The 22,024-nt window shown below is 61.9% G+C and carries 21 protein-coding genes and 2 tRNA genes; 11 read left to right on the top strand and 12 right to left on the bottom strand.

Going from position 1 to position 22,024, the window contains the following annotated elements:
• Nucleotides 1-35: 35 nt before the first annotated feature.
• The 3 genes from NR193_RS10905 to NR193_RS10895 all read left to right on the top strand — a co-directional run bounded on the left by NR193_RS10905 (nt 36) and on the right by NR193_RS10895 (nt 2,227).
• Entirely contained in the window at nt 36-1,031 is a 996-nt protein-coding gene (locus NR193_RS10905) for an ABC transporter permease (RefSeq protein WP_256750852.1), read from the top strand.
• Between the two features lie 13 nt (nt 1,032-1,044).
• On the top strand, nt 1,045-1,815 hold the full coding sequence (locus tag NR193_RS10900) for an SDR family NAD(P)-dependent oxidoreductase (protein ID WP_256750851.1): 771 nt from the start codon (nt 1,045-1,047) through the stop codon (nt 1,813-1,815).
• Nucleotides 1,816-2,002: 187 nt separating this feature from the next.
• Entirely contained in the window at nt 2,003-2,227 is a 225-nt protein-coding gene (locus NR193_RS10895) for a hypothetical protein (RefSeq protein WP_256750850.1), read from the top strand.
• A gap of 31 nt (nt 2,228-2,258) precedes the next feature.
• Here the strand turns inward: NR193_RS10895 and NR193_RS10890 are convergent.
• Nucleotides 2,259-2,334, bottom strand: a tRNA-Val gene (locus NR193_RS10890).
• A 217-nt stretch (nt 2,335-2,551) separates the two neighbouring features.
• On the opposite strand from NR193_RS10890, the gene NR193_RS10885 reads away from it, so the two are divergent.
• Nucleotides 2,552-2,628 (top strand) — tRNA-Asp (locus tag NR193_RS10885).
• A 193-nt stretch (nt 2,629-2,821) separates the two neighbouring features.
• Here NR193_RS10885 and NR193_RS10880 read toward each other — a convergent pair.
• From NR193_RS10880 to NR193_RS10865, 4 genes are read right to left on the bottom strand one after another with little or no spacing between them, the layout of a single operon-like run.
• The gene (locus NR193_RS10880; protein WP_256750849.1) at nt 2,822-3,607 is read right to left on the bottom strand and encodes a hypothetical protein; all 786 of its coding nucleotides are present in this window, start codon (nt 3,605-3,607) and stop codon (nt 2,822-2,824) included.
• A gap of 44 nt (nt 3,608-3,651) precedes the next feature.
• A complete protein-coding gene (gene rbsK, locus NR193_RS10875; protein WP_256750848.1) occupies nt 3,652-4,581 on the bottom strand; it encodes a ribokinase in 930 nt (309 codons plus the stop codon).
• Nucleotides 4,582-4,585: 4 nt separating this feature from the next.
• Entirely contained in the window at nt 4,586-5,038 is a 453-nt protein-coding gene (locus tag NR193_RS10870) for an RbsD/FucU family protein (RefSeq protein WP_256750847.1), read from the bottom strand.
• A gap of 27 nt (nt 5,039-5,065) precedes the next feature.
• Entirely contained in the window at nt 5,066-6,124 is a 1,059-nt protein-coding gene (locus NR193_RS10865; protein WP_256750846.1) for an ABC transporter ATP-binding protein, read from the bottom strand.
• A gap of 289 nt (nt 6,125-6,413) precedes the next feature.
• On the opposite strand from NR193_RS10865, the gene NR193_RS10860 reads away from it, so the two are divergent.
• The 4 genes from NR193_RS10860 (at nt 6,414) to NR193_RS10845 (ending at nt 10,537) form a co-directional block, all read left to right on the top strand.
• Complete coding sequence (locus NR193_RS10860; RefSeq protein ID WP_256750845.1) at nt 6,414-8,078, top strand: ABC transporter substrate-binding protein; 1,665 nt, start codon at nt 6,414-6,416, stop codon at nt 8,076-8,078.
• 96 nt (nt 8,079-8,174) lie between these two features.
• On the top strand, nt 8,175-9,296 hold the full coding sequence (locus tag NR193_RS10855; protein WP_256750844.1) for a carbohydrate ABC transporter permease: 1,122 nt from the start codon (nt 8,175-8,177) through the stop codon (nt 9,294-9,296).
• 12 nt (nt 9,297-9,308) lie between these two features.
• Nucleotides 9,309-10,226, top strand: coding sequence for a carbohydrate ABC transporter permease (locus NR193_RS10850; protein ID WP_091578215.1), 918 nt, complete (start codon nt 9,309-9,311; stop codon nt 10,224-10,226).
• On the top strand, nt 10,223-10,537 hold the full coding sequence (locus NR193_RS10845; RefSeq protein WP_256750843.1) for a hypothetical protein: 315 nt from the start codon (nt 10,223-10,225) through the stop codon (nt 10,535-10,537). The genes NR193_RS10850 and NR193_RS10845 overlap by 4 nt, the downstream gene beginning before the upstream one ends.
• Here the strand turns inward: NR193_RS10845 and NR193_RS10840 are convergent.
• Complete coding sequence (locus NR193_RS10840; RefSeq protein WP_256750842.1) at nt 10,534-11,277, bottom strand: creatininase family protein; 744 nt, start codon at nt 11,275-11,277, stop codon at nt 10,534-10,536. The two genes, NR193_RS10845 and NR193_RS10840, sit on opposite strands and share 4 nt — an antisense overlap.
• A gap of 3 nt (nt 11,278-11,280) precedes the next feature.
• Nucleotides 11,281-11,907: an SIS domain-containing protein gene (locus NR193_RS10835; RefSeq protein WP_256750841.1), complete on the bottom strand. Its 627-nt coding sequence runs from the start codon at nt 11,905-11,907 to the stop codon at nt 11,281-11,283.
• 105 nt (nt 11,908-12,012) lie between these two features.
• On the opposite strand from NR193_RS10835, the gene NR193_RS10830 reads away from it, so the two are divergent.
• On the top strand, nt 12,013-13,035 hold the full coding sequence (locus NR193_RS10830; protein WP_256750840.1) for an aldo/keto reductase: 1,023 nt from the start codon (nt 12,013-12,015) through the stop codon (nt 13,033-13,035).
• A gap of 88 nt (nt 13,036-13,123) precedes the next feature.
• Here NR193_RS10830 and NR193_RS10825 read toward each other — a convergent pair whose 3' ends face one another.
• The 4 genes from NR193_RS10825 to clpP form a co-directional block, all read right to left on the bottom strand.
• Nucleotides 13,124-13,396, bottom strand: a complete 273-nt coding sequence (locus NR193_RS10825) for an HU family DNA-binding protein (protein WP_023798342.1) — start codon at nt 13,394-13,396, stop codon at nt 13,124-13,126.
• A gap of 196 nt (nt 13,397-13,592) precedes the next feature.
• A complete protein-coding gene (gene lon, locus NR193_RS10820) occupies nt 13,593-16,004 on the bottom strand; it encodes an endopeptidase La (protein ID WP_256750839.1) in 2,412 nt (803 codons plus the stop codon).
• Between the two features lie 306 nt (nt 16,005-16,310).
• Nucleotides 16,311-17,585, bottom strand: a complete 1,275-nt coding sequence (gene clpX, locus NR193_RS10815) for an ATP-dependent Clp protease ATP-binding subunit ClpX (protein WP_023759839.1) — start codon at nt 17,583-17,585, stop codon at nt 16,311-16,313.
• 295 nt (nt 17,586-17,880) lie between these two features.
• A complete protein-coding gene (gene clpP / locus NR193_RS10810) occupies nt 17,881-18,510 on the bottom strand; it encodes an ATP-dependent Clp endopeptidase proteolytic subunit ClpP (RefSeq protein ID WP_256750838.1) in 630 nt (209 codons plus the stop codon).
• Between the two features lie 329 nt (nt 18,511-18,839).
• On the opposite strand from clpP, the gene NR193_RS10805 reads away from it, so the two are divergent.
• Together NR193_RS10805 and NR193_RS10800 are read left to right on the top strand one after the other, a co-directional pair.
• Entirely contained in the window at nt 18,840-19,430 is a 591-nt protein-coding gene (locus NR193_RS10805; RefSeq protein WP_256750837.1) for a hypothetical protein, read from the top strand.
• A gap of 49 nt (nt 19,431-19,479) precedes the next feature.
• Nucleotides 19,480-20,859, top strand: coding sequence for a pyridoxal-dependent decarboxylase (locus tag NR193_RS10800; protein ID WP_256750836.1), 1,380 nt, complete (start codon nt 19,480-19,482; stop codon nt 20,857-20,859).
• A gap of 31 nt (nt 20,860-20,890) precedes the next feature.
• On the opposite strand, the gene NR193_RS10795 is transcribed toward NR193_RS10800, so the two are convergent.
• Nucleotides 20,891-21,994, bottom strand: a complete 1,104-nt coding sequence (locus NR193_RS10795) for an FAD-binding oxidoreductase (protein ID WP_256750835.1) — start codon at nt 21,992-21,994, stop codon at nt 20,891-20,893.
• Between the last annotated feature and the right edge of the window lie 30 nt (nt 21,995-22,024).

Here is a 22,024-nt window from a genome sequence, read left to right as displayed (position 1 = left end):
TGATTTTCGGGTTCGTGCGCCAGCCGGATCAGCCCATGAACCCCCGCACCCGCCACGCCCTGGAGTTCGTCCTCGACAACCTCGTCTGGTTCATGTTGCTGTTCGTGCTGGTTGTCTTTTCCATCTTCATCCCGAATTATTTCCAGCTCGGCATCTTCGCCAATATCATCGAGGCTTCAAGCGTGCTCGGCGTCATGTCGATCGGCCTGGCGCTCGTCATCATCGCCGGTCACATGGACCTGTCGGTCGAATCGGTGGCAGCACTCAGCGCCATGGCGGTCGGCATCCTGTTCTGTTCGTCGGGCATTGGCCTTGGCGTTCAGCTCCATCCGGAATGGTTGATGGTTCCGGTTTCGCTGCTGCTGGCGCTTGCCGTGGGTGGCCTCATCGGCGCCTTCAACGGCTATCTGGTTGTCAGGGTGAAGATGAGCGCCTTCATCATCACGCTGGCCTCCTACATCTGGGTGCGAGGCCTCGTGCTGGTCATTTCGGGCGGCCGCTCGGCGCAGGACCTTGCACCGGCAATCCGCTGGTTCGGCATCCAGCGCCTCGCCGGCCTGCCGCTGACGGCCTGGATAGCAATTGCCTGTTTCGTGGTCTTCTCGCTGATCATGGCCAAGACGCCGTTCGGCCGGCATCTCATCATGATCGGCGGCAATGAGACGGCAACCTTCCGCGCCGGCATCCGCGTGAACCGCAATCTCATCATCGCCTTCGTGCTCGCCGGCGCCATCGCCGGCCTCGCCGGCTGGCTGCTGGCCATCCGCACCTCCGGCGCCACCGCCAATCTCGGCGTTGGCCTGCTGTTCAACGCCTTTGCCGCGGTCGTCATCGGCGGCGTCAGCCTGAAAGGCGGTGTCGGCACCCTGCCCGGCGTCTATGCCGGCGTGCTGCTGCTCTCGGCCATCAACACCGCGATCAACCTCATGGGCCTGCCGGCCAACTTCACCCAGGTGATCCATGGCCTGCTGGTGCTGGCCGCCGTGCTGCTCGACGCTTTCAAGCAGACCATTCGCCAAAGACTCGCATGACAGGACGGCTCGCATGACCAACCGGTTAAAAGACAAGGTCGCGCTGATCGTCGGCAGCGCGCGCGGCATCGGCAAGGGCATCGCGCTGCGCTTTGCCGAAGAAGGGGCAAGGCTCGTGCTCGCCGACAACGAAGTCGAGGCCGGGCAAGCAACCGCTGACGAGCTCGGCGCCCCCTTCGTCCGCACCGATATCTCTCGGATGAGTGACGCAGAAGCCGCCGTGGCGACGGCGCTGAAGCACCATGGCCGCCTCGACATCATCGTGCAGAATGCCGGCATCTATCCCTGGCAGCTGATAGAGAACACGACCTCGGACGACTGGGATAGCGTCATGGCGGTCAATCTGCGCGGCACTTTCAATGCCGCGCGCGCAGCGCTTGTGCCGATGAAGGCGCAGCATTTCGGCCGCATGCTCTTCACCTCATCCATCACGGGCCCGCACGTGACCAGCCCCGGCCACGGCCACTATTCCGCCAGCAAGGCCGGAATCAACGGCTTCATCCGTGCCGCCGCGCTCGAATTCTCCGGCTATGGCATCACCGTCAACGGCGTCGAGCCCGGCAACATCCTCACCGAAGCGATCGAGCTTCACCGCGGCGCGGCCTATATCAAGAACATGGAGGACTCCATCCCTCTCGGCCGGCTTGGCAGCCCGCGTGACGTCGCCAATGCCTTCCTGTTCCTCGCCTCCGACGATGCCAGCTACATCACTGGCACGACCATTGTCGTCGATGGCGGGCAATTGCTGCCTGAGGGTAATGATTTTCGCCTCTTGCCGCCCTGATCGCTGCACCGACTGCAACGGACCGGCTGTTGTCTCCTGGCGGCGAGCAGGAAGACGAGCCGCGAGGTCAAGCGCAAGATCCGGCGCTCAGCGCATCAGCGGATAGATTCGCGCCCAAAAGTTGCGTGGAACTCGGATACATCTCAACAGTTGTCCACCAAGCGCTCACCAACGGAGGTGCTTGTGAATGACAGACGAGATCAGGACCGGCCATATCTACCAGCGGGCTCATGCTTTGGCGGAAGGTGGTTTCCACCATTCGCCTGCCGAGATCGTTGCCACGTTGCTAGCCGAGGGCTACCCGGAAGCGGCCGAGTTGCTGAACTCCAAAAACATCCATGCCGATCTGCGGCGGATTTGTAACGCGGCGGCCGATGGCCAGCCAACCCCGCACCGCAGGCTTCGCCATTGACGCGGCGGTGGATGGGATTATGTGACCGGAATGGTGGGCGATGACGGGCTCGAACCGCCGACATCTTCGGTGTAAACGAAGCGCTCTACCAACTGAGCTAATCGCCCGCTCCGGGCCGGACCTTTAAGCGGTCAGGACCAGCTTCGCAAGGCCAAATGAGCGCTGGACGCCCTCCCTGGAGGCCGGTTTTGCCAACAAAACGCCGGCTGTCAAAAAACCTTCTCCTGATTGCTGTTATGCTGTCCTGCCGCGCTTGACACCCGGTGGCGAACCCCTTATCCAGCGGCCCAACGACGAACACGGCTGACACGTGCTCGTCAATGCGCGGGTGTAGCTCAGTTGGTTAGAGTGCCGGCCTGTCACGCCGGAGGTCGCGGGTTCGAGCCCCGTCACTCGCGCCATTTCTCTCAAGGGATAACAAGCCCTTGGCTTCAGAGAAATGTCGACATTGAATGTCAAAAAACGTCTTCTTTCGTGAAGCAACTCAGGTCTTTCCGGATCTGAGTTCGAGCACTCATGGATCGGTCTGCAAATCCGCTTTTGGATCGAGCCCGCCACGCGCGCCATTTCCTGCCAGGGCCGAGCAGAGGCTCTCTACGCGAACGGTCTGAGCCGCCGCAGAATTCTCGCCATTCCGCCTTTCGGGACATTTTTATGCGTATAGCTCTGACTGCCATGCGTCAGGCGTTTCGCCTCGTGATTGCGCATGTAGGCATCGGCCCGCTTTTCGAACGAATCACCGGCATAGTCCGGATATCGCGCGGATGCGGGATTCTGCTCATTGTAGATGGGCGCACGAAGGACCGACATCTTTGCCAGAAAGCACTGATCCGAGAAACCGTAGCCGACAAGGAACTCGCCCGCCCGGTCGAAACTTTCCGATCTTGCTTCGTCAAACCTGTCGTTCCAACATAGATTCGCGACGACAAGATCGCTCCTGCCTTCCATGAGCTGGATGGCAGGGTCGATCCACCGATGACGACGGTTCGGGTATGAGTCGCCCTTGTAGTAGAGCAGATAGTCGGCTGTGCTGGCGTGGATGCCGACCAGTTCACTGATCGAATACAGGTATCCACGGCCAAGGGACGCCCTGTCGACCTGGAAAAAATCCAACGCGGCATCGGCGTTATCTTCCACGAATAAATACTCGTCGAGATGGCCGCGGGCGATTGCCGCCTTGGCCGCGGCTTCCACCGGACGACGCTTCCTGACGTTGTTGATGATCAGGCGGCGTCTGGAAAACGGATAGGCGCAACGGTCCAGGACGACGCGCAGATAATGTCTTCCGAGCACGATCGGCCAGTCGTTCTCGTAACAGTTGGTTTCGAAATCGACGGTCAAGCCACCGGCATGTCTCGATGATGGTGCGGTGTCGGCCAAAGGCTGTCCTGACAGGCGTGATACCAGGTGGCGATGCTCCCAGCTCAGCTCTCGTCGAGCAGCGCCTCGACCTCCTGCAGCGTCGGCATCGACGGCGCGGTGCCGGGGCGGGTCACCGAAATGCCGGCGACGGCGCAAGCGAAGCGCACCGCCTGCAGCGGCTCGACCCCTCGCGAAAGTGCTGCGGCGAGCCCGCCATTGAAGGCGTCCCCCGCCCCCGTGGTCTCGACGACCGGCCCCGCGCTGATGGCGGGGACATGGTCGGAGCGATCCTTCGTGTGCAGAAGCGCGCCCTTGTCACCGAGCGTGACGATGACCGTGCCGACGCCCTTTTGGAGCAGCTTGTCCGCAGCGCGGCGCGCGTCGTCGACCGAGGAGACCTTCATGCCGGTCAATTCCTCCGTCTCCGTCTCGTTGGGCGTGACATAGTCGCACAGCGTGTAGATGCGGTCGGGAAGCTTTGCCGCCGGGGCCGGATTGAGGATGGTCGTCACCCCTGCCCCACGCGCGATCTCCAGTGCTCGCATGGCGGCATCGATCGGCTGTTCGAGCTGCGTGACAAACACGCCGGCGGCGCGGATCAGCTCGGCATTGGCCTCGATATCGGCTGGTGAGATCAGCATGGCCGCACCGGGGCTGACGATGATGGCGTTGTTGCCGGTCGTCTCCTCGACGAAGATGTAGGCCGCTCCCGTGTAGCTGTCGGGCGTATCGATGACGGCGCTCTTGACGCCGGCATCCTGCCAGGTTCGCTTCGCCATGTCGGCGAAGGCATCGACCCCGAGCCTTGTCAGGAACGTGATGTCGGCGCCGAGCTTGCCGGCGGCGACCGCCTGATTCGACCCCTTGCCGCCAGGGCCGAGCTTGAAGGAGTTGCCGAGGATCGTTTCGCCCATGCGCGGCTGGCGCTCGGCGCGATAGGCAGTGTCGGCGACAAAGACGCCCAGGATGACGACGGGCTTGCCGGAGACCATGCTGCTACTCCGCATCCGGCGGCACGACGCCCTTGCGGAAGGCAAAGCAGCCATAGAAGCGGCGTTCCCCTGTCTGGATCACGCAATAGGCCTGCTTGGCGCGCTCGTAGAAGGCGTAGCGCTCGACGGAAATCATCGGCCAGGCCTTGCCTTCGGCCTTGTCGATCTCCTTTTGCACTTCCTTCTGCACCGGCGGGATCTCGTCCGGCTTGCCGACGATTTCCATGCGCGCGGCGGAGTCATCGACAAAGGTATCCAGTGGATAGAGCGACAGCACGGCCCTGACCACCTCCGCGGCCGACGCATCGATGCGCAGCAGCTTGCCGTGCACCGTCTGCTTCGCCACCGAGTCGGACGGGAAGTTGGTGTCGGCGATGATCAGGTCATCGCCGTGGCCCATCGCCCGCAATGCCTGGAGCACGTCGGCATTGAGCAGCGGATTGATGCCTTTGAGCATGATAGTCCTCGTGAAGTCCGTTTGAGATCAGAGACGCTTGCCGGTCTCGGCGTCGAAAAGATGGATCTGGTCGAGCCTTGGCTTGAGCTTGAGCGTGTCGCCGGGCTTGAAGTCGTGGCGCTCACGGAACAGCGCCACCATCTCGCCCTCGCCGAAGCGCAGGAACACCAGCGTTTCCGAGCCGGTCGGCTCGACCACCGAAATCTTCGCCGGCACGCCATCGGGATGGATTTCCAGATGCTCCGGCCGCACGCCATAGACGACGGCCTGGCCGTCCTGCGCGGCATTGTCGGCGGCAACCGGGAACAGTGTGCCGGCGATTTCGACGCCGGGCTTAGCGCCTTTGCGCATGACGCCCTTGAGCAGGTTCATCGACGGTGAGCCGATGAAGCCGGCGACGAAAAGATTGGCCGGCCGGTCGAACAGTTCCAGCGGCGCGCCGACCTGCTCGATGCGGCCGTCGCGCATGACGACGATCTTGTCGGCCATGGTCATGGCCTCGATCTGATCGTGGGTGACGTAGATGGTGGTGGTCTTCAGCCGCTGGTGCAGCTCCTTGATCTCGGTGCGCATCTGCACGCGCAGCTTGGCGTCGAGATTGGACAGCGGTTCGTCGAACAGGAACACCTGCGGATTGCGCACGATGGCGCGCCCCATCGCCACGCGCTGGCGCTGGCCACCGGAGAGCTGCCGGGGATAGCGTTTCAGATAGGGATTGAGGTCGAGGATGTCGGCGGCGCGCTTGACCCGCTCGGCGACCTCGGCCGGATCGGTTTTGCGCAGTTTGAGGGCAAAGGCCATGTTCTGCTCGACCGTCTTGTGCGGATAGAGCGCATAGTTCTGGAAGACCATGGCGATGTCGCGCTTGGCCGGCGGCAGATGATTGACGACGCGGTCGCCAATGGCGATCGTGCCGCCGGAAACGGTCTCCAGCCCGGCCACCATTCTGAGCAGCGTGGACTTGCCGCAACCGGAGGGACCGACCAGCACCACGAACTGTCCGTCGGCAATGTCGACGCTGACCTCGTGCAGAACCTTGACGGTTCCGAACGCCTTGGCCACCTTGCTGATTGCGACTTGCGCCATGTCTCCCCCATCGGCTCCATTGGCCTTAGGCGCAGAAGCTAACCAACGCGACCGGCCAGGGCAAGTCGGTCTCTTATAGATAAAAACCTGTCCTCGTTGACACGGCAGTTGGTTGTGAGAATAGTGGTGGGTGCTGGTCCAAAGTCGGTGGCCGATCCGCAATCGGAACATCCAATCGACGCAGGGTGGGGTCCTGCGTAATTCGTTTCCGAGCCGGGAAAATCGCTGGTGCTCCAGCGTCCGACAATGACCACATCCATTCACACTGATATTCTGGGAGGAATAGTCCATGAGAACAGATCTTTACGAAAAGCTGGCCCGTGCCGGTGCCACAAGGCGCGACATCCTGAAGGGCGCGGCCAGCATGGCCGCTATCGCAGCAGCATCCGGCGTCGGACTTGGCGCGTTGACGCGTCCGGCCTCCGCCGCCAGCGAGCTTCGCACGAAAATCCTGCAGATCCCCGGTGTCGGCAAGGGTCAGCCGACCGACGCCGACTTCCAGAAGGTCGGCGAGCTTTGCCTGGAAGCAACCAAGGCCAACGTCAAGGAAGGCGAATTCGCCGGCGTCGAGCTGACCTTCATGGGTCTCAACAACCAGAACCTGCACAATGTGCTGTTCCGCGGCTTCCTGAAGCCATGGGAAGCCTATACCGGCGCCAAGATTAGCTGGATCGATCTGGCGCAGGCCGACTACAACGCCCGCCTGCAGCAATCGATCGCCACCGGCACCGTCGATTTCGACATCATCGAGATGGGCGCGCCGTTCGAAGGCGATGTCTGCGGCAAGGGCCTCACGTCGGAAATGCCCGACTGGGTCAAGAAGCAGATCGATTTCGACGATCTGGTCAACTATCTCAAGCCTCCGGTCGGCACCTGGGACGGCAAGCAGTATCGCGTGACCATTGACGGCGACGCGCACAATTTCAACTACCGCACCGACGTGTTCGCCGACGCCGACCTCGCCAAACAGTGGAAGGATGGCGGCGGAGAAGGCGAGTGGGGCGTGCCGAAGACCTGGCAACAGGTCCAGGCGGTCACCAAATTCCTCAAGGGCAAGAAGTTCAAGGGCCAGGATGTCTACGGCTATCTCGATGCGCCCAAGCCCTGGGGCGGGTTCGGCTTCTACTTCCTTGGCAGCCGCGCCAGCGCCTATGCTAAGCATCCCGATGACAAGGCCTGGCTGTTCGACGCCGACACGATGAAGCCGCGCATCAACAACCCGGCCTGGGTGCGGGCAATCCAGGACGTCATCGACGCCTTGCCTTCCGAACCGGCGGACCAGATCAACGCTGACCCGAACACCACCGGCTTCCAGCAGTTCCTGGCCGGCACCGGTTCGATGATCCCCTGGTGGGGCGACATCGGCTCCAACGTCAAGACCAACGATTCCTCGGTCATTGGCGATGTCACTGGCTTCTCGATCCTGCCCGGTTCCGACGACGTCTACAATTCCAAGACCGGCAAGTGGGACAAGCTCGCCAGCGGGCCGAACTACGCGCCGAACTGCGCCTATCTCGGCTGGGGCGTCTATGTGATGGCGCGCGTCGATGCCGACGAGAAAAAGAAGAAGGCGGCCTGGTCCGCCGCCGCCCATCTCGGCGGCAAGGACCTGTCGATCTGGACGGCGATGTATCCGTCGGGCTTCCAGCCCTACCGCAATTCCCATTTCGACATTCCGGAATGGGTGGCGGCAGGCTACGACGAGGCTTTCATCACCTCCTACCTCAAGTCGGAAGGCGACTCCTACAATCATCCGAACGCGGCGATCGAGCCACGCATCCCCGGCATCTTCCAGTACTACAGCGCCGCCGAGGACATTCTGGCCAACACCTTCGCGGGCAAGATGAAAGCGCAGGAAGGCGCCGACGCCATAGCCGCGGCCTGGGAGAAGCTGACCGACCAGATCGGCCGTGAAAAGCAGGTCAAGCTCTACAAGGCTTCGCTCGGCATGTAGGCTGGTTTACGTGAACCCGTGGTCCGGCGGCAAAGGCCGCCGGACCACAACTGACCGGCTCCGTCTCATCGCGGAGCCCCTGGATGGGCGATATTTGTGGCTGACCAGACTTCGACCGCGAGCCAGTGGCCGGCAGACGCCGCCCCTTACGACCTGATTTCACCGGCCCGCAAACGGCTGGGCTGGACGTTGATGGCTGCTGCCACGCTCGGCCTGCTGGCAACGATCCTTGTCCAGATCCTTTACAAGAGCGAGGTCGACACGATCGGCTTCGAGACGTGGCGCCCGGTCGTCTACGCCTACGTGCTGTGGGGCGTGGCAATCGGCATCGGCCAGGTGCTGACACGAGGTGAAGACGGCCAGCGTGCGCTGTTCCTGTTGCCGGCGCTGCTGTTCACCATCGCCATGGTGATCTTCCCGACCCTGTTCGGCTTCTACATCGCCCTCACCGACTGGAATCTCAGCTCCTTCAGCGGCCGCAGGTTCAACGGGCTCGACAATTTCTGGCAGATGCTGGGCGATCCGTACTATCGCAATGCGCTGTTCAACATGGTGCTCTATGTGCTCGCCGTGCTGGTCGAATATGTGATTGCATTCGGATTGGCGCTGTTGCTCAACGCGCAGATCCGCGCGCGAAAGTTCTTCCGCGTCGTGTTCCTGATGCCGCTGATGCTGTCACCGGTCGCGGTGTCGTGGATGGTCGGCAAATCGCTGATGGAATACCGCTTCGGGCCGGCAGCAACACTGGCGCGCCATCTCGGCTGGGAAAACCCGGCCTTCTTCTCGGATCCGATCATTGCCCGCATCTCAATCATGGTGCTGGATGCGTGGACCTTCATCCCGTTCATGATGATCATGCTGCTCGCCGGCCTGCAGGCGATGTCGCGTGAGATCCTCGAAGCGGCACGAGTCGACGGTGCCAATGCGTGGCAGACCTTCTGGCAGGTCACTTTTCCGCTGATGCTGCCGGTGTCGGTGACGGCGGTCATCCTGCGCATCATCTTCAAGCTGAAGTTGGCCGACATCATCATCACGGTGACCTCGGGCGGGCCCGGTGGCGCCACCGATTCCGTCTCCAGTTTCATCTACCGCGAATACCGCGACCGCTCGAATGTCGGTTACGGCACCATGCTGGCGATGGCTTATCTGATCATCATCGTCGTGTTCGTGACCTGGCTGCTGAAATTCGCCAACCGCTTCGTGCGCAACGTTAACTGAGCGGTGGGAATCATGAGCGTTCAAACCACCGAATACACCGTTTCCGAAATCCGCTCTCCAGCGAGCTTCATCACCAGCCGCGTCTTCATCTATGGCGCGCTGGTGTTCTGGGCCTTCATCTGCCTGTTCCCGATCTACTGGACGCTAACCACCTCGTTCAAATCCGCGGTCGATGTCACCCAGGGGCACCTGATCCCCTTCGTCGACTTCCAGCCGGACTGGAAGGGCTGGCGTTCGCTCGGCCTGTCGCCGGATTCGATCTTCCAGACCTCCACGGTGCGCGATGAGTTCTTCAAGCGCTTCATGAACTCGGTCATTACCTCGGTCGGCGCGTCGAGCCTCGCCATCGTCATCGGCAGCCTGGCGGCCTACGGGCTCACCCGCTATCGCTACCGCTTCGCCTGGTTCAAGAACGAGGACATCTCGTTCTTCTTCCTGTCACAGCTGATCCTGCCGCCAGTGGTGCTAGCGCTGCCCTTCCTGGTGCTCTACCGGGAGGTCGGGCTGCTCGACACGCGCATCGGGCTGATCCTGCTCTACACGCTGATGGTGCTGCCGATCGTCATCTGGATCATGCGCGACCAGTTCAACTCGATCCCGGTCGAGCTCGAGGAAGCGGCACTGGTCGACGGGCTTTCGATCTGGGGGGCGTTCCTGCGCATCGTCATGCCGATCGCGTTGCCGGGTATGGTCGCCGCCTTCATCCTGGCGATGGTGCTGTGCTGGAACGAGTATTTCTTCGCCGCACTTCTGACTTCGACCGACGCCAAGACAATTCCCGTCATGGTGGCGAGCCAGACCGGCTCGCAAGGCATCAACTGGTGGTCGATGGCAGCGCTGGCCACCGCGGCAATAGCGCCACTTGCCGTTATCGGTATCGCGCTGGAACGTTATCTGATCATGGGCATGACTGCCGGGGCAGTGAAGTGACGACCGGATACTGGTTCGCGCGCAACATCCGCGTGGGCCACCAGGGTTACGACCGCTACGGCAAAGGCGTCATGCCCGTCGCCTGGCAAGGCCAGGCCGTCATCGCAGGCTTTGTACTGGCGATGGTGGGAGGCGGCCTCTCCATGCTGCTGATCGTGCTCTACACCAAGCTGTTTCCACTTGGCATCGCGCTCTTTGCCATCCTTGCCATTGCCGGCGGCGGCACGTTCATTTGGGCCGTGGCAAAGAAAAGCGATCCGAACAAGTCGATCGCCGACTACCGGGCAGAGCGGCAGAAAATCAGCCGTTAGCCCCTCAGGATCGTACGCAGGTGATCCATGATCATGGCGACGCCCTCTTCTCCAAGCTCAGCCGATGCCTCCTTGGCGCTCGCCGTGTACCAGCCCGTATTGTCGGCGAAGTGAGCGGCATCGACAGCTTCGGGGCATAGCGCCAACATCAATGACGTCTCGCCAATGCCGGCGTGGTCGAACGGGTACTTGCCATTCATTGCCGCCGGCATCAGCGGATGCACCTGCACCCAGTTGAAGAAGTTTTCGCCCGCAGCGTGTCCGGAATAGTAGTCGGCCATCGCCTCCGAACCCCACCAGCCCTCGCCGCGCTGCTTCTCGAGGAAACGGAAGATCGCCTGGCGGCCGGCGGTCTTGAAGGCGAGATCGGTCGGCATGCCGGCGGCGAAATTCTCGGTCTGGTGGTGGATGATGGCGTGGATGTTGCGAAAACCGATGCGCAGCAGGCTGTAGAACAGCTCCTCCGCGAACGGCGCCAGCGCATTGCCACCGACCTGCACCGAGCCACTGCCTTCCGGCGGCGCCACCGCATAGCTTGCCGCCCCGTAGTAGAAGGGCGGCAGGATGACAATCTCCCTCTCCTTCTCGAGCAGATCCAGCGTCTTGACGACGGCCAGCGTGTCCATGCCGACGGCCATGTGCTCGCCATGGTATTCGAGCACGCCGAGCGGCAGTGCCACCGGCCAGTTCTCGGCGATCGCCTTGCGGATCTGGTGTGGCAGCATCAGTTCGTAGCGCATGATCTATTCCATGTTGGTGTGGCGGGCGCGCATGGCTTCCGGTGTCGCCGCGGTCAGATCCCTGAGCTTCAGCACCATCACCTCGAACAGCAGGAACAGTGCGCCTTCGAACACCGAGCCCATCGGCAGGACCGATGTCTTCCGCGAACCCTGGTCGTCGGCCATGGTCTGCGCCGGGATGAGCAGCGTGAAATCGGCCTGTCTTGCCGCGCTGCTCTCGGCCTGGGCGGTCAGCAGGAGGTTGGTCGCGCCGGCACCGTGCGCGACCCCCATCAAGGTCAGCACGGTCGATGTCTCGCCAGGCCCGGAGCTGGCCAGGAAGACATCACCCGGCCCCAGGGGCGGCGTGGTCATGTCGCCGACCACCGAGACCGGCAGGCCGAGATGGTAAAGCCGCATGGCAAAACCCTTGACCTGCAAGGCCTCGCGGCCGCAGCCATAGACGACGATCTGCCTGGCGTCGGCCAGCATCTTGCAAGCCGTGTCGATGCGACTCCCGTCGATGTGAGCCAACACGCTGCCCAGTTCGCCGAGCGCGGTCCCGAAGAGGTTCTCGCTCTGCTCGCTCACCGCAAACCCGCCCTCAAAATCATCCCGGGATTTTCCCACGAACAGCTTGATTTCGTTCATGCTAGCAACGTCGAAAATGCGTGTCCAACGCTCCGCGACGCTTTTGCCGGGCCACCGGCATGATAGTGTCATGTCAGACAAATCAACCCAGGAAAACTGCAAGACATGAAGACACGGCATTTCGACCGCATCGGCAATGGCGGCATCAGCTTTACCGAGCTCGGCTTCGGCACGGCGCCGCTCGGCAACCTCTACCGTGCCGTCTCGGACGAGGACGCCAATGCCACGCTGGAGGCCGCTTGGGCGACCGGCTGCCGCTACTACGACACTGCGCCGCTCTACGGGCTCGGCCTGTCGGAAACGCGGCTCAACCCCTTCCTGCGCTCCAAGAAACGCGACGACTATGTGTTGTCGAGCAAGGTCGGCCGCATCATGCGCGCCTGTCCCCCCGAAGAGCGCACCGGCATCGGCAAGTTCTTCGACACGCCGTCGCGCCGCGAGGTGTACGACTACAGCTATGATGGTGTCATGCGTTCGTTCGAGGCCTCATTGGAGCGGCTTGGTGTCGACCGTATCGACATCCTCTTCGTGCATGATGTCGACATCTTCACCCATGGCAGCAAGGAGGCGTCCGACCGGCGCATCGAGGAGTTCATGCGCTCGGGCTATTACGGGCTGCTGTCCCTGCGCGACCAGGGCGTCATCAAGGCGTTCGGCGGCGGCATCAATGAGTGGCAGGTCTGTCAGACGCTGGCCGAGCGCGGAGACTTCGACCTGTTCCTGCTTGCCGGGCGCTACACGCTGCTGGAGCAGGAGGCGCTGACATCCTTCCTGCCGCTTTGCCAGGCGCGCGGCATCGGCATCGTTCTCGGCGGTCCCTACAATTCCGGTATCCTGGCGACGGGCCCGAAACCGGGCGCCTACTATAACTACACCGAAGCGCCGCAGGACGTGCTTGACCGCGTGGCGCGCATCGAGGCCGTCTGCAAGCGCCACGACGTGCGGCTGATCGAGGCGGCGCTGCAATTCCCATTGCTGCACCCGTCGGTCGTCTCGGTGATCCCCGGCGGCCAGCGGCCAAGCGAAGTCGAGAGCAACCGGTCGCTGCTCGACGCGAAACTGCCGGCAGCGCTTTGGGCCGATCTCAAGAAGGAAGGCCTGATGCGCACTGAGGCGCCGACCGCATAACCCGACGACCGTTCGCGTTGCCGTAGGGCACAAAAATGAAAAGCCGGGCAAGCCCGGCTTTTCTGGTCTCTGAAAAGAAAAGAAACGCTTAGTTGACTGCGTCCTTGAGGCCCTTGCCGGCCGAGAACTTCGGCACGGTGCGTGCCGGGATCTGCACTTCGGCACCGGTCTGCGGATTGCGGCCGGTCGAGGCCGCACGCTTTGACACGGTGAAATTGCCAAAGCCGACAAGCCGGACATCGCCGCCCTTCTTCAGTTCGCCGGTGATCACGGAAAATACCGCATCGACCGCCGACTGCGCGTCACCCTTCGAAATGCTCGCGGCGTCGGCGACAGCGGACACCAGTTCGTTCTTGTTCATAAAAATTCCCTTCCATGAGAACACCGGAACTAACGACTCATCCGGCAGGAAACGGACTTTAGAAAGAAGCGTTCCCGCAACCAAGTCGAAAAGCCGGGAAAAAAGCGGAAAAAGCCCGGAATTCCGGGGTTTTTCACATGAAAAAGCCGGGCATGAAGCCCGGCTCTCTGTTTGTGCGCTGCAACTTTAGCTTTTACTAATGCGCAAGCGTCTTGCTGGCATCATCGGCGCTGTCCGTTGCGGCCGGCGGATTGACGGGCTCGACCCATTCGATCGGCTCCGGCATACGCACCAGCGCATGGCGCAACACCTCACCGACCCGTGCGACCGGAATGATTTCCATGCCGTTTTTCACGTTGTCCGGAATCTCCGCCAGATCCTTGGCGTTGTCTTCCGGGATCAGCACCTTCTTGATGCCGCCGCGCAATGCGGCGAGCAGCTTCTCCTTGAGGCCGCCGATGGGCAGCACCCTGCCGCGCAGCGTGATCTCGCCGGTCATGGCGACATCGGCCTTGACCGGAATGCCGGTCAACACGGAGACGATCGCTGTCGCCATCGCAACGCCAGCCGACGGTCCGTCCTTGGGCGTGGCACCCTCCGGCACGTGGACGTGGATGTCACGCTTGTCGAACAGCGGCGGTTCGATGCCGAAATCGATGGCGCGCGAGCGGACATAAGAGGCCGCCGCCGAAATCGATTCCTTCATCACGTCGCGCAGGTTGCCGGTCACCGTCATGCGGCCCTTGCCGGGCATCATGACGCCTTCGACCGTCAGCAATTCGCCGCCGACTTCCGTCCAGGCGAGCCCGGTAACGACACCGACCTGATCGTCAGCCTCGACCTGACCGAAGCGGAAGCGTGGAACACCGAGGTAATCGGCGAGGTTCGCCGCCGTGATGTTGACCGTCTTCTTCTTCGTCTTCAGGATCTCGGTCACCGCCTTGCGCCCGAGCTTCATCAGCTCGCGCTCCAGACTTCTGACGCCCGCTTCACGGGTGTAGGTCTGGATGATGGCGCGGATCGCGTCCTCGCCGACGGAGAATTCCTTCGGTTGCAGCGCGTGATCGCGGACCACCTTCGGCATCAGGTGCCGCTTGGCGATTTCGATCTTCTCGTCCTCGGTGTAGCCGGCGATACGGATGATCTCCATGCGGTCCATCAAGGGCGCAGGGATGTTCAGCGTATTCGCCGTCGTCACGAACATCACGCTCGACAGGTCGTATTCGACCTCGAGATAATGGTCCATGAACGTCGAGTTCTGTTCCGGATCGAGCACCTCAAGCAGCGCCGACGACGGATCGCCACGGAAATCCTGGCCCATCTTGTCGATCTCGTCGAGCAGGAAGAGCGGGTTGGACTTCTTCGCCTTCTTCATCGACTGGATGACCTTGCCGGGCATCGAGCCGATATAGGTGCGCCGGTGGCCGCGGATCTCGGCTTCGTCACGCACGCCGCCCAGCGCCATGCGGATGAATTCGCGACCCGTCGCCTTGGCGATCGACTTGCCGAGCGAGGTCTTGCCGACGCCGGGAGGGCCGACGAGGCACAGGATCGGCCCCTTCAGCTTCTTCTGGCGGCTTTGCACGGCAAGGTACTCGACAATGCGGTCCTTAACCTTGTCGAGGCCGAAATGATCGGTGTCGAGCACGTTCTGCGCGAAGGCCAGGTCCTGCTTGACCTTGGAGTTCTTGCCCCACGGGATCGACAGAATCCAGTCGAGATAGTTGCGCACGACGGTCGATTCAGCCGACATCGGCGACATCGTCCGCAGCTTCTTCAATTCGGCTTCCGCCTTTTCGCGGGCCTCCTTGGAGAGCTTGGTCTTCTTGATGCGCGCCTCGATCTCGGCGGCCTCGTCGCGGCCATCCTCGCCCTCGCCGAGCTCCTTCTGGATCGCCTTCATCTGCTCGTTGAGGTAGTACTCGCGCTGCGTCTTCTCCATCTGGCGCTTGACGCGCGAGCGGATGCGCTTCTCCACCTGCAGGACGGAGATTTCGGCTTCCATGAAGCCCATCGCCTTTTCCAGCCGCTCCTTGACCGAGAGCGTGGCCAGCATCTCCTGCTTCTCGGGGATCTTGATGGCGAGATGCGAGGCAACCGTGTCGGCGAGCTTGGAATAGTCGTCGATCTGGCTGGCGGCACCCACCACTTCAGGCGAGATCTTCTTGTTCAGCTTGACGTAATTCTCGAAGTCGGTGACGACGGAACGGGCCAGCGCCTCGACCTCGACCTCTTCCTCTTCCGGCTCGACCAGCGCCGTGGCACGGGCCTCGTGGAAGTCGGGGCGGTCGGTGAACGAGACGATTTTCGCGCGCGTGGCACCCTCGACCAGAACCTTGACGGTGCCGTCTGGCAGCTTCAGCAATTGCAGCACATTGGCGAGCGTGCCGATGTCAAAGATGGCATCGGGCTCGGGATCGTCGTCGGCGGCATTCATCTGGGTGGCAAGCAGGATCTGCTTTTCCTGACCCATCACCTCTTCCAGCGCCTTGATCGACTTCTCACGCCCGACGAAGAGCGGAACGATCATATGCGGGAACACCACGATGTCGCGCAACGGGAGGACCGCGAAGACGCCGTCGCTGGGAGCCTTGGATATTTTGGCCATTGTCCAACCTTTCATGTCGCGATCGCCAATCGGCCAACCGCGAATCTCATATTAACGACCGGGGATCGTTCCGCCTACCACCGTTTGTGACGGGAGTTTTATAGCACAGAAATCGGGCACCTCGGCCTTCTCCGTTTAGTTGGATGCACGACCCACAAAGATCAAGGGGCAGGTACAAATCCACCCCTCCGACTTGCCCGCAAGTGACACATTTGCGACGGCAAAACCGCGCGCAGCCGCGAAACCCTGCGCGACAGCAAAACGGCGCCTTGCGGCGCCGTTTCAAAATTCCGCTGCAGGCTCATGTCAGGCGCTGACATTGCCCTTCTTTTCCTTCTGCTCGGAGTAGATGTAGAGCGGCCGGGCGCTGCCGGTCACCACCTCTTCCGAAATCACCACTTCGCGCACGCCTTCGAGCGCCGGAAGTTCGAACATCGTGTCGAGCAGGATCGCTTCCATGATCGAGCGCAGGCCACGCGCGCCGGTCTTGCGCTCGATGGCGCGCTTGGCGATCGCCGACAAGGCGTTCTCGTGGAATGTCAGGTCGACATTCTCCATCTCGAACAGACGCTGATACTGCTTGACCAGCGCATTCTTCGGTTCGGTCAGGATCTGGATCAGCGCCGGCTCGTCAAGGTCCTCAAGGGTCGCCAGAACCGGCAAACGGCCGACAAATTCAGGAATAAGACCGAATTTCAGCAGATCCTCGGGCTCGACCAGGCGGAAAACATCGCCGGTGCGGCGATCCTCGGGCGAAGCAACGATGGCGCCGAAGCCAATCGAGGTTTTTCTGCCGCGATCCGAAATGATCTTGTCCAGGCCCGCGAAGGCGCCACCGCAGATGAACAGGATGTTGGCGGTGTCGACCTGCAGGAACTCCTGCTGAGGATGCTTCCTGCCGCCCTGCGGCGGCACGGAGGCGACCGTGCCTTCCATGATCTTCAACAGCGCCTGCTGCACGCCCTCGCCCGACACGTCGCGGGTGATCGAGGGATTGTCGGACTTGCGCGAAATCTTGTCGATTTCGTCGATGTAGACGATGCCGCGCTGGGCGCGTTCGACATTGTAGTCGGCCGACTGCAACAGCTTCAGGATGATGTTTTCGACATCCTCGCCGACATAACCGGCCTCGGTCAGCGTCGTCGCGTCAGCCATGGTGAACGGCACGTCGATGATGCGGGCCAGCGTCTGCGCAAGCAGCGTCTTGCCGCAACCGGTCGGGCCGATCAGCAGGATGTTCGACTTCGCCAGTTCGACATCGTTGTTCTTGCCGGCATGAGCGAGGCGCTTGTAGTGGTTGTGAACCGCCACCGACAGCACGCGCTTGGCGTAGGGCTGGCCGATGACATAGTCGTCGAGAACCTTGAGGATCTCCTGCGGTGTCGGCACACCCTCGCGCGACTTCACCATCGAGGTCTTGTTCTCCTCGCGGATGATGTCCATGCAGAGCTCGACGCACTCGTCGCAGATGAAGACCGTCGGACCGGCGATCAGCTTGCGCACTTCGTGCTGGCTTTTGCCGCAAAACGAGCAATAAAGCGTGTTCTTGGAATCGCCGCTGTTGTTGCCGACCTTGCTCATTTTCATGTCCTTTCATGGCCGCCCGCCGATGGTCTGGCTGAAAGGGCGCATACTCTATCTATCGCGGGAATCCGCCGCCGCCAGTATCCCGGCTCCCGCAACGCATTCCGTACGAAACACAAATCAGAAAACGTGGCAATGATTCGCGACAACCCCGCCTGAAGCTAAGCCGTCGAAACTCAACATAGCCTTAACGTAGGCAATCCTGTCCGCCGAGGGAACAGCCAATTGTGGCCGAAATGCCGCAAGACGCGCCAAAAGCGCGTGATGGTGCCATCCAACTGCCAACAAGCCCTTATGCCACAGCTCCTTCAGCCGCCTCGCGCGACGAAATGACCTTGTCGATGAGGCCGAAATCCTTGGCTTCGTCGGCGGTCATGAAATGGTCGCGGTCGAGCGTCTTCTCGATCTCTTCGTAGCTCTTGCCGGTGTGCTTGACATAAACCTCGTTGAGGCGACGCTTCAGCTTGATGATGTCCTGGGCATGGCGCTCGATGTCGGAGGCCTGGCCCTGGAAGCCGCCTGAAGGCTGGTGAACCATGATGCGGGCGTTCGGCGTGGCGAAGCGCATGTCCTTGTGGCCGGCGGTCAGAAGCAGCGAGCCCATCGAGGCCGCCTGGCCGATGCAGAGCGTCGACACCGCCGGCTTGATGAACTGCATGGTGTCGTAGATCGCCATGCCCGAGGTGACGACGCCGCCCGGCGAATTGATATAGAGGTTGATTTCCTTCTTCGGATTCTCGGCTTCGAGGAACAAGAGCTGCGCGCAGACCAGCGTCGCCATGCCATCCTCGACCGGACCGGTGATGAAAATGATGCGCTCCTTGAGGAGGCGGGAGAAAATGTCGTAGGCCCGCTCGCCGCGATTGGTCTGTTCGACCACCATCGGAACGAGGTTCATGTAGGTTTCGACGGGGTTCTTCATCAGTTATCTCTTGTCTCGCGGTGGGATTCCGGCGCCAGGAGTGCTGGCAAGTCGGGCAGAATCGGTTTTGGATCGTTGTTCCGTAAATAGGATGCCGGCTCATCCTTGTGCAAGGCCGCCCCGTCCTAGCCATCTGGGTAAGTCGAATCAAGGTTACGCTGACAGGATTTATCGGCTGGCGCCGTCTCCTGCTGGCGACACTGGTGATCCAGTAGCAGTTTCTTAACCGCGTCGCTTAACGAAATGCGCGGAAACCGCTTTTCTCCGAAAAGGCTTCCTCTACAATTCAACGTTGAACTTGTGCGCAGAGTTCAAACAGGGGGAGTGTCATGTCTGGGAAAACCGCATGCTTCGCCATTGCCGGGCTGATCATGCTCGGCACGATTTCCGAAACGGCGGCCGGCGGTCGCGCCGCCGAATGCTATGAACCTGTCCGCACGCCGGCCATCTACGACACGGTCTACGAAGACGTCATGGTCAGCCCGCCCGGCCAGCAGGTCGACTACGTCCCCGCCATCTACGGCACCCGCGAGCGCGTGGTGATGACCGTTCCGGCACAGGTGACCTACGAGGTCGTGCCTGCCGTCACCCGTACCGTCTACCATACGGTCCAGGTCGATGATGGCGGCTATTCCTGGGAATGGCGCGTCATCCACGGCCGCCGAGTGCTTTGCAATATCTGGCACAAGGCGCGTTACGGGCGGGTCGCCGAGACCGTGGTGATCCAGCCGGAGCGCACGCGGCGCGTCGTCATCCCGGCGCAGTACGACCGGATTGCCGAAGAAGTGCTGGTGCAGCCGGAACAAAGGCGTGTCATCGATATTCCTGCCTCCTACCAGACCGTCGCGCGGCGCGTGCTGGTCCGCGAAGGGTCGTCAGGCTGGCGGCGTGTGCATATTCCGAGGCATTGCCAGGATTAGCGGGCATGGCGTAGCCTGCGCCGCAGCGGATTTCCGTTGGGCTGAGGACATGCGCGACCTGGAAGTTTCCAATCAAGAATTATCAGATCTCGCGGACGAGGCCCTGGAGCTGGCCAAGAGTTATTGGGCGTCGCTCGAGGGGCGTCGGGCGTACCCCTCGACCAACGGCAAGGATACGACCGAACTCTTCTCGCGTCCTTGGCTGGAGAACGGTCGTGGCCGGGAAGTCCTGCAGGACTTCAAGTCGATCTCAGAGCATGTGCGACCTGCCACCGGCAGATTCTTCGGTTACGTCGTCGGCTCAGGCGAACCGGTCGGCGCGCTGGGAGAATTGCTGGCCGCGGTGCTCAATCAGAATGTGACATCGTGGCGCTCGGCTCCGGCGGCGACGTCGATCGAACGCGCCGTTGTCGAATGGTTGGCGGCGGCGGTCGGCTGCGCCGGATTTACTGGCAGCCTGTGCGGCGGTGGCTCGACGGCCAACCTCATGGCGTTGGCGATGGCGCGTGAAGCGAAGCAGCCAGCTAACGAAACAGGTGCACGGCCCTGCGTGATCTATGCTTCCGAACAGGTGCACATGTCCATTCCCAAGGCTGTCGCACTGCTGGGCATCGGCAGAAAGAACCTTCGCTTGATCCCTGTCGACGACAAATTCCGGATGCGACCGGATGCCCTCCGGGCGGCGATTTCCGTCGACCGCGAGGCTGGAAACATACCGATCGCCATCGTGGCCACCGTCGGCACCATCGTCTCCGGCGCGATCGATCCCCTCCCCGAAATTGCCGAGATCGCCCGGACGGAGGCACTATGGATGCATGTCGACGGTGCCTATGGAGGACTGGCGGCCCTGGCGGTGCCGGAAAAGTTCCAGGGATTGTCTTCGGCGGATTCACTGTCGCTCGACGCGCACAAATGGCTGTATCAGCCACTCGATTGCGGCTGCCTGCTCAATCGTCATCCAGATGTCGCGCGCACGACTTTCTCGCACAGCGACGATTATGTCAGGATCCTGAGCGAAGACCCCACGGAAGCGTTTGCCTTCTTCGAGGAGTCGATCGAGCTCTCCCGACGCTTCCGCGCGCTGAAACTCTGGATGTCGCTGCAGTATCACGGACGCAGTGCCTATCGCGAAGCCATCACGCGCGATCTCCACCATGCACAAATGTTGGCACAGACAATCGCATTGTATCCAGAACTGGAACAGCTTGCCCCTGTATCGCTGAGCGCGGTCTGTTTCCGCCACCGCTCGAAGAGCAACGAAGCGATCCTGCGCCGGGTGATCGCGCGTGGCCGGGTGTACCTGTCAAATGCTACGATCAACGGCCAGTTCGCGCTGCGAGCGTGTTTCGTCAATCACCGAACGACCCCAGAGGACGTGCGGGCGATCGTGTCCGAAGTCATTGCCGCCGCTGAAGAGCTCAATCGCTGAGCCGCCGCTGCCCTTCGACCTGGCTTGCGCTTCAAGCCACCTCTGCCCGCAGCCATGCCTTCAGACCCGCGAGATCGCCGTCGCCGACGCAAGCCGCGACCCGCCGGCCGACCGCCGCCCCGAATTTATAACCGTGGCCCGAACAAGCCGAGACGATCAGGCATTTGCCCTTCTCGTGCGCCATGAATTTCTCGTCGTCGGTGAAGGTGTAGGCGCAAGTGACGACCTCGGTCACCCGATACTCCTCGATACGGGCGATCGGTGGCGAAAACAGGTTGCGGATCGCCTCGCCCTCGCCCGCCACCGGTTGACGGTTCCAGTCGGCATCGCTGGTCGGCACCCGGTGCAGTCCCGAACCGAATTTCATCCCGGCACCGCCGGAGGGCGGGATCACATAGCCGTCGACAGCGCCGCCGATATCGAGGACCACCGGTGCGGCCTGCCAAGCGGCCTCGAGGTCCGCCGGCGGTTCGACATAGGCGAGCGCGGTTCGGTACGTCTTCAGCTCGCCATCCAGTTCCGGGAACAGTTTCAACACCCAGGCGCCGGCAGCGACGACGATGCGGTCGGCCTGCATGGTTTCGCCACCGGCAAGCACGATACGGCCGGCTTCGGCATCAACGTCCACGACCTTGCTGTTTTCGTAGACGTTGGCGCCGTTGGCGCGCAACCATTTTGCCAGGCCAGACGCGATCTTGCGGCAATGCAGCGCGCCGCCTTCGGTCGAAAAATAAGCGTAGCGGAACGAGCCGGCTTCAAGAAATGGCCAGCGTTTCACGGCTGCGTCCGGCTCCAGCAATTCGAACGGAAAATTGCCCTCTTCCAGGCCCTCGCGGTATTCCTCGGCCTCGTCGCCCGGTTCGCGCGAAATGCAGACAAATCCGCGCGCATCGAGGTGGCTTTCGCCGAGATCGGCCCACATCTCGTCCCAGGCCTGATAGGCTTCGGTGATCAGCCGGCCATAGCCGGTTCCGGCCCGGTAGGCGCGGCGGATGATGCGGTGATGGTCGCCCGACGCGGCCAGCGGATTGGGGATCGGCCCCTGTTCGACGATCGAGACGCTGTGTCCGGCCTTGACCAGTGACCACGCCGTCGAAAGCCCGGCGATCCCAGCACCGACCACAATCACATTCATCAGATCAGACTTTCCGCAGCCGCATTGGCT

The organism is Mesorhizobium sp. Mes31, assembly GCF_024519675.1.
Taxonomy (GTDB): Bacteria; Pseudomonadota; Alphaproteobacteria; order Rhizobiales; family Rhizobiaceae; genus Mesorhizobium.
The sequence above is the reverse complement of the archived record's forward strand: the minus strand, read 5'-3'. Positions and strand labels throughout refer to the sequence as shown.

What these genes read in the sequence shown, in the direction of transcription:
- NR193_RS10830 (WP_256750840.1), top strand. Translation starts at nt 12,013, where the DNA reads ATGAAGACACGGCATTTCGACCGCATCGGCAATGGCGGCATCAGCTTT.
- NR193_RS10870 (WP_256750847.1), bottom strand. Translation starts at nt 5,038, where the DNA reads ATGCTCAAAGGCATCAATCCGCTGCTCAATGCCGACGTGCTCCAGGCA.
- NR193_RS10895 (WP_256750850.1), top strand. Translation starts at nt 2,003, where the DNA reads ATGACAGACGAGATCAGGACCGGCCATATCTACCAGCGGGCTCATGCT.
- clpP (WP_256750838.1), bottom strand. Translation starts at nt 18,510, where the DNA reads ATGAAGAACCCCGTCGAAACCTACATGAACCTCGTTCCGATGGTGGTC.
- lon (WP_256750839.1), bottom strand. Translation starts at nt 16,004, where the DNA reads ATGGCCAAAATATCCAAGGCTCCCAGCGACGGCGTCTTCGCGGTCCTC.
- NR193_RS10900 (WP_256750851.1), top strand. Translation starts at nt 1,045, where the DNA reads ATGACCAACCGGTTAAAAGACAAGGTCGCGCTGATCGTCGGCAGCGCG.
- NR193_RS10795 (WP_256750835.1), bottom strand. Translation starts at nt 21,994, where the DNA reads ATGAATGTGATTGTGGTCGGTGCTGGGATCGCCGGGCTTTCGACGGCG.
- NR193_RS10905 (WP_256750852.1), top strand. Translation starts at nt 36, where the DNA reads ATGAACCCCCGCACCCGCCACGCCCTGGAGTTCGTCCTCGACAACCTC.
- NR193_RS10860 (WP_256750845.1), top strand. Translation starts at nt 6,414, where the DNA reads ATGAGAACAGATCTTTACGAAAAGCTGGCCCGTGCCGGTGCCACAAGG.
- clpX (WP_023759839.1), bottom strand. Translation starts at nt 17,585, where the DNA reads ATGAGCAAGGTCGGCAACAACAGCGGCGATTCCAAGAACACGCTTTAT.
- NR193_RS10840 (WP_256750842.1), bottom strand. Translation starts at nt 11,277, where the DNA reads ATGCGCTACGAACTGATGCTGCCACACCAGATCCGCAAGGCGATCGCC.
- NR193_RS10835 (WP_256750841.1), bottom strand. Translation starts at nt 11,907, where the DNA reads ATGAACGAAATCAAGCTGTTCGTGGGAAAATCCCGGGATGATTTTGAG.
- NR193_RS10865 (WP_256750846.1), bottom strand. Translation starts at nt 6,124, where the DNA reads ATGGCGCAAGTCGCAATCAGCAAGGTGGCCAAGGCGTTCGGAACCGTC.
- NR193_RS10825 (WP_023798342.1), bottom strand. Translation starts at nt 13,396, where the DNA reads ATGAACAAGAACGAACTGGTGTCCGCTGTCGCCGACGCCGCGAGCATT.
- rbsK (WP_256750848.1), bottom strand. Translation starts at nt 4,581, where the DNA reads ATGGTCTCCGGCAAGCCCGTCGTCATCCTGGGCGTCTTTGTCGCCGAC.
- NR193_RS10850 (WP_091578215.1), top strand. Translation starts at nt 9,309, where the DNA reads ATGAGCGTTCAAACCACCGAATACACCGTTTCCGAAATCCGCTCTCCA.
- NR193_RS10800 (WP_256750836.1), top strand. Translation starts at nt 19,480, where the DNA reads ATGCGCGACCTGGAAGTTTCCAATCAAGAATTATCAGATCTCGCGGAC.
- NR193_RS10805 (WP_256750837.1), top strand. Translation starts at nt 18,840, where the DNA reads ATGTCTGGGAAAACCGCATGCTTCGCCATTGCCGGGCTGATCATGCTC.